This is a genomic window from Halobacillus sp. BAB-2008 (genome assembly GCF_000328325.1).
Lineage (GTDB): Bacteria > Bacillota > Bacilli > Bacillales > Halobacillaceae > Halobacillus.
Genome location: NZ_ANPF01000062.1, coordinates 1 through 13,549, shown reverse-complemented (window position 1 = coordinate 13,549; position 13,549 = coordinate 1). Strand labels below are relative to the sequence as shown.

At 49.9% G+C, this 13,549-nt stretch carries 20 protein-coding genes; 10 read left to right on the top strand and 10 right to left on the bottom strand.

Annotation, left to right across the window (positions count from 1 at the left end; genetic code table 11):
• Window positions 1-128 precede the first annotated feature (128 nt).
• Complete coding sequence (locus D479_RS13575; RefSeq protein WP_008638016.1) at window positions 129-875, top strand: IucA/IucC family C-terminal-domain containing protein; 747 nt, start codon at window positions 129-131, stop codon at window positions 873-875.
• A 167-nt stretch (window positions 876-1,042) separates the two neighbouring features.
• Window positions 1,043-1,225, top strand: coding sequence for a YjzC family protein (locus D479_RS13570; RefSeq protein WP_008638014.1), 183 nt, complete (start codon window positions 1,043-1,045; stop codon window positions 1,223-1,225).
• A gap of 59 nt (window positions 1,226-1,284) precedes the next feature.
• On the opposite strand, the gene D479_RS13565 is transcribed toward D479_RS13570, so the two are convergent.
• Window positions 1,285-1,506 (bottom strand): hypothetical protein, encoded by a 222-nt coding sequence (locus tag D479_RS13565; RefSeq protein ID WP_008638012.1) that lies wholly within the window; start codon window positions 1,504-1,506, stop codon window positions 1,285-1,287.
• 75 nt (window positions 1,507-1,581) lie between these two features.
• Window positions 1,582-1,920, bottom strand: coding sequence for a hypothetical protein (locus tag D479_RS13560; protein WP_008638010.1), 339 nt, complete (start codon window positions 1,918-1,920; stop codon window positions 1,582-1,584).
• 137 nt (window positions 1,921-2,057) lie between these two features.
• On the opposite strand from D479_RS13560, the gene D479_RS13555 reads away from it, so the two are divergent.
• The 3 genes from D479_RS13555 to D479_RS13545 all read left to right on the top strand — a co-directional run bounded on the left by D479_RS13555 (window position 2,058) and on the right by D479_RS13545 (window position 3,343).
• Window positions 2,058-2,375 carry a metalloregulator ArsR/SmtB family transcription factor gene (locus D479_RS13555; RefSeq protein ID WP_008638008.1) on the top strand — a complete coding sequence of 106 codons (318 nt, stop codon included), beginning with the start codon at window positions 2,058-2,060 and terminating at the stop codon, window positions 2,373-2,375.
• A 65-nt stretch (window positions 2,376-2,440) separates the two neighbouring features.
• Window positions 2,441-2,869 (top strand): DMT family transporter, encoded by a 429-nt coding sequence (locus D479_RS13550; RefSeq protein ID WP_008638006.1) that lies wholly within the window; start codon window positions 2,441-2,443, stop codon window positions 2,867-2,869.
• Between the two features lie 12 nt (window positions 2,870-2,881).
• Window positions 2,882-3,343 carry a DMT family transporter gene (locus D479_RS13545; protein ID WP_008638005.1) on the top strand — a complete coding sequence of 154 codons (462 nt, stop codon included), beginning with the start codon at window positions 2,882-2,884 and terminating at the stop codon, window positions 3,341-3,343.
• A 15-nt stretch (window positions 3,344-3,358) separates the two neighbouring features.
• On the opposite strand, the gene D479_RS13540 is transcribed toward D479_RS13545, so the two are convergent.
• From D479_RS13540 to D479_RS13530, 3 genes are read right to left on the bottom strand one after another with little or no spacing between them, the layout of a single operon-like run.
• Entirely contained in the window at window positions 3,359-3,856 is a 498-nt protein-coding gene (locus tag D479_RS13540) for a GNAT family N-acetyltransferase (RefSeq protein WP_008638003.1), read from the bottom strand.
• Window positions 3,856-4,512 (bottom strand): class I SAM-dependent methyltransferase, encoded by a 657-nt coding sequence (locus D479_RS13535; protein WP_008638001.1) that lies wholly within the window; start codon window positions 4,510-4,512, stop codon window positions 3,856-3,858. Before D479_RS13535 ends, D479_RS13540 begins: the two co-directional genes overlap by 1 nt.
• Window positions 4,509-5,309, bottom strand: coding sequence for a class I SAM-dependent methyltransferase (locus tag D479_RS13530; RefSeq protein WP_008637999.1), 801 nt, complete (start codon window positions 5,307-5,309; stop codon window positions 4,509-4,511). The genes D479_RS13535 and D479_RS13530 overlap by 4 nt, the downstream gene beginning before the upstream one ends.
• A gap of 326 nt (window positions 5,310-5,635) precedes the next feature.
• Here D479_RS13530 and D479_RS13525 point away from each other — a divergent pair, with 326 nt between their 5' ends.
• From D479_RS13525 to D479_RS13510, 4 genes are read left to right on the top strand one after another with little or no spacing between them, the layout of a single operon-like run.
• Window positions 5,636-6,874, top strand: coding sequence for a M20 family metallo-hydrolase (locus tag D479_RS13525; RefSeq protein ID WP_008637996.1), 1,239 nt, complete (start codon window positions 5,636-5,638; stop codon window positions 6,872-6,874).
• Between the two features lie 11 nt (window positions 6,875-6,885).
• A complete protein-coding gene (locus D479_RS13520; protein ID WP_008637994.1) occupies window positions 6,886-8,493 on the top strand; it encodes an amidohydrolase in 1,608 nt (535 codons plus the stop codon).
• Entirely contained in the window at window positions 8,490-8,711 is a 222-nt protein-coding gene (locus tag D479_RS13515; protein WP_008637993.1) for a DUF3311 domain-containing protein, read from the top strand. The genes D479_RS13520 and D479_RS13515 overlap by 4 nt, the downstream gene beginning before the upstream one ends.
• A gap of 1 nt (window position 8,712) precedes the next feature.
• A complete protein-coding gene (locus tag D479_RS13510) occupies window positions 8,713-10,182 on the top strand; it encodes a sodium:solute symporter family protein (RefSeq protein WP_008637992.1) in 1,470 nt (489 codons plus the stop codon).
• Between the two features lie 36 nt (window positions 10,183-10,218).
• Here D479_RS13510 and D479_RS13505 read toward each other — a convergent pair whose 3' ends face one another.
• From D479_RS13505 to D479_RS20780, 3 genes are read right to left on the bottom strand one after another with little or no spacing between them, the layout of a single operon-like run.
• Window positions 10,219-10,818, bottom strand: coding sequence for a hypothetical protein (locus D479_RS13505; RefSeq protein ID WP_008637991.1), 600 nt, complete (start codon window positions 10,816-10,818; stop codon window positions 10,219-10,221).
• A 21-nt stretch (window positions 10,819-10,839) separates the two neighbouring features.
• Window positions 10,840-11,055 (bottom strand): hypothetical protein, encoded by a 216-nt coding sequence (locus D479_RS13500; RefSeq protein WP_008637990.1) that lies wholly within the window; start codon window positions 11,053-11,055, stop codon window positions 10,840-10,842.
• A gap of 25 nt (window positions 11,056-11,080) precedes the next feature.
• On the bottom strand, window positions 11,081-11,236 hold the full coding sequence (locus D479_RS20780; protein ID WP_161484892.1) for a hypothetical protein: 156 nt from the start codon (window positions 11,234-11,236) through the stop codon (window positions 11,081-11,083).
• A gap of 92 nt (window positions 11,237-11,328) precedes the next feature.
• Between D479_RS20780 and D479_RS13495 the strand changes: the two genes are divergently transcribed.
• Window positions 11,329-11,523 (top strand): DUF4177 domain-containing protein, encoded by a 195-nt coding sequence (locus D479_RS13495; protein ID WP_008637989.1) that lies wholly within the window; start codon window positions 11,329-11,331, stop codon window positions 11,521-11,523.
• A 154-nt stretch (window positions 11,524-11,677) separates the two neighbouring features.
• On the opposite strand, the gene D479_RS13490 is transcribed toward D479_RS13495, so the two are convergent.
• Window positions 11,678-12,502 carry an undecaprenyl-diphosphate phosphatase gene (locus D479_RS13490; protein ID WP_008637988.1) on the bottom strand — a complete coding sequence of 275 codons (825 nt, stop codon included), beginning with the start codon at window positions 12,500-12,502 and terminating at the stop codon, window positions 11,678-11,680.
• Between the two features lie 13 nt (window positions 12,503-12,515).
• On the bottom strand, window positions 12,516-13,127 hold the full coding sequence (locus D479_RS13485) for a DedA family protein (RefSeq protein ID WP_008637986.1): 612 nt from the start codon (window positions 13,125-13,127) through the stop codon (window positions 12,516-12,518).
• Window positions 13,128-13,549: the final 422 nt, after the last annotated feature.

Genomic DNA, 13,549 nt, shown 5'->3' with positions numbered 1-13,549 from the left:
TTACGACGAGACGGGCACATTATGCCTGTTCGGATAGTTGAGAGGAACGCCATCTTCTTTTATAATTGAAAGTAGTTCTCATTTCCAGCGTTCTGCCTGGAAAAATCCAAAATGTAGGAGTCATTTTCATGAATACTGCATGGGAGCAATTAAAACAGGACCACCGGTTCTATATCGGTACGGACCATGAACATAAAATTACACATGAGCTGGAAAGCCTCATCGACCATAAACCGGCATGCCGCGCTTTATTGGAAGCTCAGAACGAAGGGTTGGCAGCCCCCGACCTATCGATCACCGGGCTGTTGTTCGGGAAGATGTATTCGGTCATGACGATGGGCATGTACGAAACGATCGTGAAATACGGGCTCGTCATCGATGCTTCCCCTGAGAATATCGGCATCGAATGCTTGGAAAAAAATAAAATGAACTACGTCATCCGTGAAGAAGCGGTGGCTTCCATCGAAGACTTGACCGAAGAAGAAGTGAAGGATCGTATCCGCCGGTTCATTACGGAGAATCTTCAGCCGTTGTTCCAAACGATTGCGAAAGCATCGAACTGCAAATCGACGCACATGCGCTCGATCGTCAGTCACAACCTGCACCAACGGAGTCTCGCTTTCGCTGAAGAGCACCCGGAGAAGAAAGACTTCGCGGAAAAAGTCCTGCACTGGTTCACTTCCGAAGAGCTGTTTGAGGACGGCACGGTCAACCCGCTTCACTTCGAATTCCGCTTTTTCGAAAAGGAGAACGGTAAAGGGACCTACGTGCGCAGACACTGCTGCATGAAGTACATGCTGCACCAGGGAAACAAGAAGAACTGCTGCCCGACCTGCCCACTCATTTCCGATGAGGAGCGGGCGGACAGACTGTAGATAAAGCAGAGAAAAGATACAAAGGCTCTTTCCCATAGTCCCTTCTGCTCACCCCTCCTACAAATGTAACATTTTGGTAAAAATATGTTTTCGATTGGTTTTATCTGGATATATAGCCTATGTGCGCACACAAAATATAACCAAAATCGGAAAGGATGTTTTTACAAATGGCAGACCGTTACAAGACTGGAGAACAGGCACCTGAAGCAGGAACATACCAATTTGACGGATTAGTAGATGGTGGCAGTGGAGATGTGACGGAAGATGAAAAACATATCGAACTGAGCAACGGGGATACATTCCCTCCGCTTCGTTCCAACAAAGAAGCTGCATATTGGAAAAAAGCCTGACCGAATGAACACATAAAAGGTCTGAGCTCAAATCGAAGCTCAGGACCTTTCCTATGCCTTCATTTCTTCCGTCCGCCATCAATCACCTGGAAGGTCGTCTTATCATCCGGATGCCGGTCGAAAGCGACGATCGTAGCTCCGACTCCGATCCGAAATGATCCGTCCGGGTCTATGGAGAACAGCGTCCCTTCCTCTTTCACATGAATCGCCTGGACATTGTGTTTGGCGAACAGCTCCTGTATATCACCGATCAGCTCGTCCTTCCCATAAGTGAATCCCATGCCCATCCACTCCCTTGAAGTAAGTCATTGACTATAGGATATGTGACAGGCGTCCGGGACATACCTCCATTTCACTTAAACTTCCCGGATCAATGATTCCCCTCTTGTCTGTGCCTTATCATTCCACTGCCAGCTTTCCCAAAGTTCCAATTTCCCTTCCTTCGTTAAGACTGGTGTCGAGACGCATGATCCGCCGCGGATTTCCTTCTGGTTATTAACATGGTTGTAGCGGAATTCCAGCGTATCGTCCTCCTTGACGATTCCCACCAGACTCCCTTTCACAATGTCGCCTCCGCTGTAATCCGCGTAAATGATGCTTTCTTCCTGATAATAATGGAACGTCGTTTCTGCGGATACTTCCCCGTCCTCCGTATTTTGGACGGATACAAATGTTTTGTTATGTACATCAATCATGTGTGCTTCCTCCTTTGGTTACGATTCTATTTCATTCGACATTCCGGAGGCATCCCCTCTGTCTCGCCCCTTTCTTTCTTATTTTTCCCGATGCCGTCTTTTTGACAGATCGAACATCATCGATTAGTATAGTCCCCATGGAAAACTACGTAGAAATTTTCAAAGTGTTGGCCAACGAAAAACGTTTGGAAATGCTCCGGTGGTTGAAGGATCCTATGACTTACATCGACAAGCCGGCCGATCACCTTTCGGAAACGATTCATCACAAAGGCGGCATCTGTGTTGGAGATATCCAGGAACAGTCCGACATGTCCCAATCGACGGTCTCGCATTATTTGGCGATGATGCAGAAAGCAGGGCTGCTGGAATCCGAACGTCACGGGAAGTGGACCTACTACCGGAGAAATGAAGCGGTCATCCAGCAAGTGGCTGCCTACATGAAAGAAGAGCTGTGAGCTCTTTTTTTTGTTTTTCATATCGACATTATTCGAATTGTAGATATAACAGGAGGGGAAAAATCATGAAACTATGGATGTATATCGTCGCACTGATTGCAGGTTTGTCTTTGAGCATCGAAGGGGCGATCTATGGAGAACTTGGTCAATCCATCGGGAAGCTCGAAGCAAGCTTTTATAACTTTCTGGTCGGTTCCATTATCCTTGGAATCGTTCTCTTATTTTTAGGAAAAGGCTCCTTGTCCTACACCTTCCAAGCACCTAAATGGCAGCTGACCGGAGGACTGCTGGGAATGACCTACTTAACGATCTTGGTCATCGCCGTACCACTTGTCGGCGTCGGTGCAGCCATGATCAGCGTCATCGTCGGTCAAATGGCGATGAGCATGGTCATCGAGCATAAGGGATGGCTCGGCAGTAAAGCACGGAAAGTCAAAAAAGAAAAAATCATTGCCGTCCTATTGATGGCGGCCGCACTGATTCTGATTTATTAAGGAGGAGAAAAAATGGGGATTCTTTTAGTAGCAGCTTCTGTGATCGGTGGAGTGCTTCTCAGCTCCCAATCCTCGATCAACGGAGCATTCAGTAAACACGCAGGTACGTATGAGAGTACCTTTATGACTTTTTTCACCGGAGCGTTGATGCTGGCCATCGTCGTATTATTCTTCGGACAGGGGGATTTCCTCGCCGTCCTTGATGCGCCGAAGTGGCAGTTGACGGCCGTCTGGTTCGGTGTCGGATACTTGTTCCTCACCATTCTCGCCGTGCCGAAGATCGGTGTCATCGCAACGAATATTGCGACCGTCATCGGACAGCTTGTCGGAGGGATCATCATCGATCACTTCGGTTTGTTCGGCGGTCTCCAAATTTCTTTCGACTGGCAGCGGGGCACAGCGATCGTACTGATGCTGATCGCACTCCGACTGATCTATGTCGCGGATAAAAAGACAGTCCAAGAAGCAATGTAAGAACAGGAGCGGATGTTATCCGCTCCTTCCCTTTAGATCCTTTACGAACAAAACCCGCTCCACCCCTTTCCCGTCATAATCCGTATGCACCTTTACGCCATCCACTACTTTATCTCCAGGAACGACGGTAAATCCCATCCGTGTATGATAAGCGATTGATAAACGATTGACTGGAGACGTAATCGCCCGTACCCTTAACCTGCCGTGCTCCACCGCTTTTTCAAAGAACCTGTCGTAAAGCGCGGCCGCTATTCCCAGCTTTCGATAAGCCGGGTCGACCCCCACAAAATGAATATACGCTTCCTCCTCCCGTGATTGGGATAAAAAGCCGATTAGAAAGCCGACGATTTCCCCATCTACTTCCACGATAAAGCTGGTGTCCTGAAAGTGATCAAAGAAAAGTTTCGGCAGGGACAGCTCCCTGCCTCCCCACCACGCTTTCATCTTTCTTGTGACGACGGCATGATCGGAGGAGGTGCAGGGGCGCATGGTCCCGTCTCCATTCCATTCCATCATTCTGCCCCCTTTTTTCTGGCAGCAACGAACCATAGGACAAGATCTTCCCGCTGTCCCGAGGGATTCATTTCCGTCTGAATATGCTCCCTGCATTCAAGCAGTGTGTACCCGTCCGGAAGCTCGTCCATCACGGCCCGTTTATCATAGAAGCGCAGGGTCTTCCCGTTATGGTGGAACGTATGCGGCTCTACTTCCACCCCTGTTCCATAATTTTTCTTATCTGCTGTGGAAAGGCACGTAAACAACAGCAGGCCTCCCTTATGTAAATGCTTATCGCACGCTGCGAGCACCTTCTTCCGATCTTTCTCCAGAAAAAGATGCAGGACGTTCGACAGGAAGACGGCATCAAAAGATTCCCCGGCAGCCATTTCCCGTATATCCATCCGCTCATACCGCAGCTGTTCCATTACCTCCGGTTTATCTGCCGTTGCCTGTCTGAGTGCCTCGGACGATACATCTGTTCCGAGCACATGGAAACCTCTCTCAGCAAAAGCGCGACTGTTCCGGCCGTACCCGCAGCCCGGTACGAGGATCGACCCAGCGCCATTCACGACGAGAAAAGGCAGAGCGAGTGCCACGGAAGGACACGGCTGATCGCCCCATAGTTTGCCTGCTTCATAACGTTTATCCCAATAGCTTTTTACCGTATTCATCTGCTTCCCCTCTTTCCTTGTTTGCGGCCGATCTTCACAGATACCCGCCTTCTTTCTTCATACATTCCACAAGATCCGAGTGCTGCCTTCACTTCTTCTTCAAACAAATGAGCATCTTCTCCAAGGTACTGCTTTTTTCCGAAAGACGTAGAATAATGGTTCCCGATGATGGATGGGATATCCCACCGGATCGTAACTTCGGGAAGTTCATATACTTCAAGATCGAAAGCGGACTGCTCTATTATTTGTTCGTGCGTTATTTCCGGATGGCTGTACGTCGTGTTTCCCGCCCGTCTTGTCGGTCCATACCAGCGGCGGACGACTTCGTTGAATGTCTCCTGCCATTCGGTGGCTGCTTTATCCGGTTCATAATCATCGATGACGGCTACTCCTCCGCCCGGCACGACGAACTCATACAGGGAATCGAGCGTCCCGGCACGATCCATCCAATGAAAAGCCTTCGCTATCGTTACGACATTCATTCTATGGAACTGATTCAGGTACTCTTCTACGGTTCCGTGAACCCACGAAACATTCTCTTTTCTCTTCTTTCTTTGAAGCATTCGCGCCACATCGAGCATTTCTTGTTCTTGATCGACACCGATGACCTCCCTGCAGTGATCAGCGAGTCGGAGAGCAAGGTCACCCGGTCCACATCCGAGGTCGATCACCGTCTGTGACCCGTCAAGGAAGAAACGGTCATGGAGCAAGTGAAGGAGCGTTTCCGGGTATACCGGACGATAAGCGGCATAATAAACAGCTGTACCTCTGAATAAATCTTTCCCGTAATCTTTCAATTTTCTTCTCCAGTCCTTTCACCATTGTACAGATACCTGAAACGAAAAAGTGGACACCAGCGCATGATCAGCATCATAGTCAGGGTGCATAAACATTTCCACTGTCTGGTCACCTTCTTGGAAATTATTACATATTATCCAAAACCGACATTTTGTCATTTAAAGACAGCAGCCTCCTAAACCCTTTGAATCCAAGCTTTAAGCAGTATGTAAAGACAATCTCTCTCCTCTATTATACAGAATAATCAAACATCTTTTGACATTTTGTTAATTGTCGGATAATTCCGAACTTGATATAGTGAGTACAAATAAGGAGGAGAGCAGCGATGGAAATCAATGATACGAGATACGAGAATCATATCAATACGCTTGCGGAGATAGGAAGAATCGGAGAAACCGGCGTCTGCCGCCTCGCCCATTCAAAAAAAGACCGGGAAGCGGTGGATATCGTCAAAGGCTGGATGGAGGAAGCCGGCCTTGAAACGAAGATCGATACATTCGGTAATCTGATCGGCCGGAAAGAAGGAAAAAATCCCGACCTTCCGATTTTGATGATGGGCTCGCACATCGATTCCCAACCCTACGGCGGCAGGTATGACGGAACGGCCGGCGCACTGGCTGCTATTGAAGTGGTACATACGATGAAAGACAAAGGCATGCAGGCGGAGCGAACGATGGAAGTGGTCTGCTTTTCGGATGAAGAAGGTTCCCGCTTCAACAAAGGGGTATTCGGTGTTCGAGGATTGATCGGTCAGCTGGAGGAAGGCGAACTTCAACGGAAGGACAAAGAGGGCGTCACACGCTTGGAAGCGCTGCGGGAGTTCGGCGTCGAACCGGACCTTTCCCAAAGCCCGGTATATAAACCAGGTGATATTGAAGCTTTCCTGGAAATGCACATCGAACAAGGACCTGTGCTGGAATCGAAGGACAAACCCATTGGTATTGTGTCTGCTATTTCCGGACCGATCTGGCTGACTGTTACCTTGGAAGGATTCGCCGGACATGCAGGGTCCGTACCAATGAACATGCGCCAGGACGCTCTTCTCGGGGCGGCATCCATCATTAAGAATTTCAACGCACTTATCCAAGAGGAAGGAACGCCGAACACGGTCGGGACCGTCGGAAGCATCGAGAACTTCCCGAACTCAAGGAACATCATTTCCGAGAAGGTCTCCTTCACGATCGACCTCCGCGATATCGATGTCGAAGCGCGTTCGAATTTAGAGAAAAAGACGCATGCCATCATCGAAACAGCTGCCACGGAATATAACCTGGAGTTCTCCGTCACGGAAGATACGAAGAGTGAACCGAGGTACTGCGCAGACTGGATCAAAGACATCATGAAGGAAGAGGACGATAAACTCGGCTATGACTCTCCCGTCTTGATGAGCGGTCCGTTCCACGATGCGTTGTTCATGTCGTACATCAGTGATTACGGAATGATTTTCGTCCGCTGCGAAAAAGGGATCAGCCACAACCCGCTGGAATTCGCAGAAATGGACGATTTGACTAAAGGGGTCGAACTGCTCTACCAAACAGCATCACGCATTGCCAACATCGACTAGGAGGGACAACGATGCAAGCGACACGAGTATTTATCAACGGGGAAGTGTTCACATCCGATCATCGCTTCTCGGTTCACGAAGCGGTCGCCATTGGCGGAAACCGGATTCTTGGAGTCGGTACAAATCAGGAGATACAAGCTTTCGTAGAAAGCGGTACGGAGGTGACAGACCTGGAAGGACGGACGTTGATGCCGGGGTTCATCGACGCGCACGCCCACCTCGAACTTTACGGAACGAATCAGCTCGGCGTAAACGCCAAAGCGGTCCATTCGATTCCGGAACTGCTGGACCAGCTCTTACTGGCAGCAGAGGATATACCGAAGGGACAATGGATCCGGGGCTGGGGGTATAACCAGAATCATCTGGCAGAACAGAGACACCTGACGAGAGATGATTTGGACAAAGTGTCCACCTCGCACCCGATCATCGTCGTTCGAACGTGCGGGCACATCTCCTGCGTCAACACGAAAGCTCTGGAACTGACGGGTATCACCGATTCAGTCGTCGATCCTCCAGGAGGTAAGTACCACCGTGACACCAGCGGCCGTTTGACCGGACTTTTAATGGAATCCGCCCATATGGCCATGTTCCAACACGCGGACTACTCCGAAGAAGAGGTCCAAAAGGGTCTGGCGATCGCTTCCGCTGATTTTCTTGAATTAGGAATTACAAGCGTCCACGATGCCGGCGGATATGGAACGAAGCATATCCGCTATCTCCAAAAAGCGGTACAGGAAAAGACGCTGAAGCAGCGCATATACGCTCTTTACGGTTCGCTTTCGGACTCCGTTTCCATGGTGGAGGCCGGCATCCGGAGCGGGATGGCTACAGGTATCGGGGATGACTCTTTCCGGATCGGCCCTGCCAAAGTGTTCATTGACGGCAGCAGCAGCGGTCCGACGTGCAAAATGCGGGAAGGGTACACAAGCAACCCCGCAGGTTCCGGTATGCTCTACATGGATCAGCATGCCCTCGACAGAAGCCTTCTCTCCGCTTATGAACATGGCTGGCAGCTTACGGCCCACGCAATGGGTGATCAAGCAGTGGACATGCTTTTGACCACGCTTGAAAGAGCCCGGTCTGGACGTCCCGGAACACGTCACCGCATCGAGCACAGTGGGTTCACACCGGCTGATCTCGTCCAGCGCATGAAAGCAGTCCGGGCGATACCGATCCCGAATCCCGCTTTCCTGCACGAATTCGGTGACGGTTACCGGAAAGACTACGGGAATCGCGTAGAAGCGATGTTCCCCATGCACGCCTTCGCTCAAAACGATATCCCATTTGCAATCGGTTCGGACAGTCCGATTACGACCGCCGATCCGTTCGTCGGCATTCATGCAGCCATTACCAGACAATCGAAGTCCGGACGGTCTATCGGCGCGGAGCAGGGAATCACACTGGAAGAAGCGCTTCGTGCCTATACGTGGGGAGGGGCCTATGCAAGCGGTGAAGAGGATGTGAAAGGAAGCCTTAAGCCCGGGATGCTTGCAGACTTGATCATCCTCGATCGCCCTGTCCTGAATACTCCTATCCAGCAACTTCCTGAGGTGACCGTCGATGAGACGATCCTGGATGGAAAAACCGTCTTTCACAAACTAAAGGAGGATGTCTATTGAGCAAACAACAATTCGTTAAACTCTACTGTCTATCACTGCTTGCCCCTTTCTTATTGATGGTGTTTCCATTATTCGCCATCGGAAACAGGGAGACGCCCTTCATCATCGGGCTCCCCTTCTCCGTTTTCTGGGTGATCTTCTGGATCATCATCACATTCATTATCGTCCTATTCCTGTATCGTCTCGATCCGGACAAGGACGAAGAGGAGGTACAATGATATGACACAATGGCAGATCGCAATGATCATGATGATCGGTTATTTAGTCGTCGCCTTAATTATCGGTGTCCTGGCCGGGCGCAAACAGGACAAAGAGTCGTTGGAGGAATTCACCGTTGCAGGCGGAAATCTGGGACTCTTCGTCATGTGGTTCCTCATGGGAGGAGCCGTCTTCAGCGCTTTCTCCTTCCTCGGCGCTCCAGGATGGGCGTTCTCCCGCGGAGCACCCGCCCTGTACATCATCACCTACACCGCTTTCGCCATTCTTCCGTGGTACATAATTGGTCCGAAAATCGGTAAGATCGGCCGCAAGCACAACTTGTATACCGTCTCCGGCTTCCTGCAGAAGCGCTATTCCAGCCGCGGACTCGCGATGCTGATCGGTATCATTACACTACTTGCTTCCATTCAATATTTAGCGACGCAGATGAAAGGAATGGCCTACATCTTCAACATCATGACCGAAGGAAGAATCCCGATTTGGCTGGGCGCCCTTCTTTCCTACGGCATCGTTGTCGTTTATGTCGCGACCGGCGGGCTCCGGGCAGCAGCCTGGTCGGATGTCTTTCAGGGAATTCTCATGATCGTCATTTCATGGACCGTCGGAATCACAATCGTCAACCAGCTGCATGACAGCATCCCGAACATGTTCCGAAATCTTACGGAATCGAATTCAGGCTTCCTCCAGATCGGAGCAGAAGGATCGACCATGTCAGCCATGGCCTATACGACAATGATTCTCGTATCGACCATCGGGTTCCTGATGTGGCCGCACTTATTCTCTAAATCCTACGCGACGAAAGCACGGACGATCAAGAAGACAGTGCTTGTCTATCCGGTCTTCGCCCTGTTTCTGATTCCACTTTTATTTGTCGGTTTCGCCTCCGTAAACGTCATCGATCCCTCCCAGATCGGGTCACCGGATGAGATCCTTCCTTACTTGATCACAACCGTGATGAACCTCCCTGGATGGGTATACGGCCTTGTCGGTGCCGGAGCGCTTGCCGCCGCAATGAGTACGGCCGACGCCATCACCCACAGCGCCTCTCTTGAGCTGACGGACGGCTTCATCAAAAATGTCAAAAAGGACCTGTCATCGAAACAGACGCTTCTCATTATGCGGATCGGCGTCTTCGTAATCGGTGGACTCGCCTACTTCATCACCGTTTTCGGAGGACAGGGGCTTATCGCCCTGCTGCTCGGAGCTTATGGCTCCATCGTTCAATTTGCCCCGGGCGTGTATGCCGCCCTTTATTCTAAACGTGTCACTGCACCCGCTGTCGTAACCGGCATGATCGTCGGAACAATCGTCAACTACTACTACCAACTTGTCGCAGACAGCCAGCCGCTTGATATCAACCCGGGGATTCTCGGATTGCTTACAAATATTGCACTCGTCGTCATCGTCAGTGCCTTCACGCAGACGAAGGAGCTGGAAATGGCCGAAGAATACAGAAAGATAGGATCATGATAACAATCCCCGGCTTGCCTCGCAGCCGGGGATTGTTCATTCTATATCGTGTTTGTTTTTGATTTGAAGCTCAAGGACAATCGCTTCTTCCGCCTGTTTCAGATCTTCAGGAAAAGTGTGAGCGTCCCCTATCCCTGGTGCTTCTAAGGAATTACCGGTGGAACCTTTCACATAGCCCACATAAAGGGGGCGGCCTTTTTCGAGAGTTTCTTCCTGTTCAAGAGATTGAAAGATATATCCCATCTCCTCCTTCTCCCCTTGACCACTGTGACTGGAAGCCACATACCCTTCCGGGGAACCTATGATGAAGTCCACTCCTTCCTCAGACCTCAACAGCTGGAACGAATGAAGTGCATCCTCAAAGTCCCCCCCTTCCCAGGATTCAAAAGTAGACAGCGCCTCTGCCGTTTCTTTTCCATTCTCATAGGTCGTCATGGAAGCGACGACCACCTCATCCTCTCCAATGCTTCCATCAAGCGTGTAGAACATTTTGAAATCCGCATAGATCTGTTTTGCCAATACTTCTCCTTCTTCCGAAAGCTCCGCCGGCTTCACGGTAAGCCCACTGGAAGCCTGGCTGTTTTGACAGGCGGCAAGTACAAACAGAACGCCCAACATCCATCGTGTTTTCTTCATGATGGTTTCAAACCTCTCCTCTCAGCTGTTCGTTGTAAGCTCGACCAGCTTCTCTTCCCTTAGAACGATTTTGACGTTCCACCTCGGATGCATGACGAGGCTTCCGTCCTCATCCATCTCGAGTGCTATATGGATGTCGTCATCTTCTGCGGTAAGCACCGCCATCCGTTGATGGTCCTTATCTATGTATGGTTTCAAGCTCTTATCAAGAACCACATTCCATCCGAAAAAATCCATCCCCATTTCCTCCCTTTCCATCTCTTCAAAGTACACCGGAAGCGAAGAGAGCAATGGCAAGACTCAGCACGAATGAAAGGAACCAGTCCCGCTTCCCCGTCGTTTTTAGCAGCACATTCATTACAGAGCTGATGCTCATACATATGAAGAATATGATAACGATGAAAATGAAAGATACCAACCGTCTCCCTCCTCCCGATTATATCCTACCAGATTTTTGAAACAAACGTGTAGTTGATACGTATAGAAGAATATAATCTGGAGGTGTCGCACATGTATGAACATAAATTCATCAAGTTGGAACTATCTTCGTTACGCAGGAAGCCGGAAAATGACTACCACGAAGTCGTTCACGAACAGGCAAAGGACGGATGGGAACTGGTCCAGATCTTTGCACCAGGATCAAGCAGCTACGGCATTCCTTCCTACTATGAACTGATATTCAAACGCCAAAAAGAAACCTCCTGACTAAAGCCGTTCGTTGCAGAAGCACGCCCGGTGTTGATGTATGTAAAGAAAGAGGACACGAACCGGATGCCCATGGAAAACACCGCTTTTTCCGCAACCCCTCCTCTTATGAACAACAAAAAAGCTGCCATCCTCAAAGGGGCGGCAGCTTCCTTCAAAAATACAGCACATATAACAAGCCGGCAAGCAGGATTCGGTAGATGGCGAACGGAACGAGCTTGATCCGGTTGATCAGCTTCAGGAAGAAGCGGATCGAAATAAGCGAAAACACGAATGCACTGATGAAACCGACGGCAATGAACGGAAACGCATCAACCGTGAAGTATTCCAGGTTCTTCATCAAAGACAGCCCACTCGCACCGAGCATGATCGGGACAGCCATGATGAACGTGAAATCCGAGGACGCCCGGTGGCTCATCCCGAGAAGCACCCCTCCTGAAATCGTCGATCCGGATCTTGAGAACCCCGGCCACAGGCCGATACATTGAAACAGCCCCATTCCGAACGCCTGCCGGTATGTGATGCGGTCGACCGTCATCGTCGTGTGTCTCTGTCCTTTCTGATAATAATCGGCAAAGATCATAAGGACGGCTCCGGCAGCAAGGCCGATAATGACCGTCTGAACGGAAAAAAGATACGTATCGATATAATCTTCGAACAGGAATCCGAGAATCCCCGCCGGAATGATGCCGACGATGACCTGTGAAAGCTTCAGCTTCGGTCCGCTCCTATCCACGGGCTTCCCTACGTGAAGCATCTGTTTGAATTTGTCTTTGAAAATGACGACAACAGCAAGAATCGAACCTAATTGGATGACCACCTTGAACGTGTTGGCGACCGGTTCGCTGAAAAGCTCCCTGGAGTGCAGCCAAAGCTCATCGACGATGATCATATGCCCGGTCGATGATACAGGTGCAAACTCGGTCAATCCTTCTACAAAGCCGAGCACGACAGCAACAAGGAATACCCACAATACCATTGACTTCTCTCCTCTAATGCTTCCTTCTTTTCTTCTTTAAGTACAGCAGAACGAAGAGAAGGAAGGCTATCCCCAAAAGGATATAGATAATGGTAGAATACACGTCCATATAGCGGACGACTTCCGTCCAGGACTCGCCTACAGAAGCACCGACGTTGACGAGTACGACATTCCATATCAATGTCCCGAGCGTCGTCAACAGCAGAAAAATACCGAGCGGCATGTTCGACATCCCCGCCGGAATCGAAATCAAACTGCGGATCAGCGGCACGAACCGGCAGAAGAATACCGTCCACGGCCCGTACTTATCGAACCAGCGGTCTGCTTTCCTGACATCCTCCTTCGTCAATCTCAACACACGTCCGTAGCGGTCGATGAGCTTCTCCATCCGCTCCACATCGAGCTGCAGGCCAATACCGTACAACACGAGCGCCCCGATCACAGAACCTGCCGTCGATGCCGCAACGACACCGGCCACGCTCATATAGGTCGAAGTCGTAAGAAATCCACCGAACGTAAGGATGACCTCTGACGGGATCGGTGGAAACACATTTTCCAAAGCGATCAGCAGTAAAATCCCTATGTACCCATAATTGTTCATCATATCCAACAGCCAGTTCTCCATGTCATTCCCCACTCTTTTTTCTATTTAGTGAAGGCTTATGAACAAACATTTCTTTCTATAATAAAGCTATTAGAAGACAAGCAGAAGTATTCGTCCACTGTCTTTACACAATATTTACAATACCACTTCCCATATAATTTACAATCCTGGTAAAAATGTCTGACCGACGACTCAGGAAGACATTCCACAGAACGAGTATTAGAAAAAGTACAGGAGCTCACCCTTAAATATTTCTTCACTCCATATAAAAACGGAATTTTCTGCCCTGACAAACACACTAGCGGCTTTCTTCAACTGATTATTAGAGGATAAATGTAGCAGGGGCGGAGGGAAATGGGCAGACTCCAGCGGGATTAGCGGAACAGGTGAGACCCCGGAAGAGCAACGCGATGAGGAGGCTCACCGGCCGCCCCGTGGAAAGC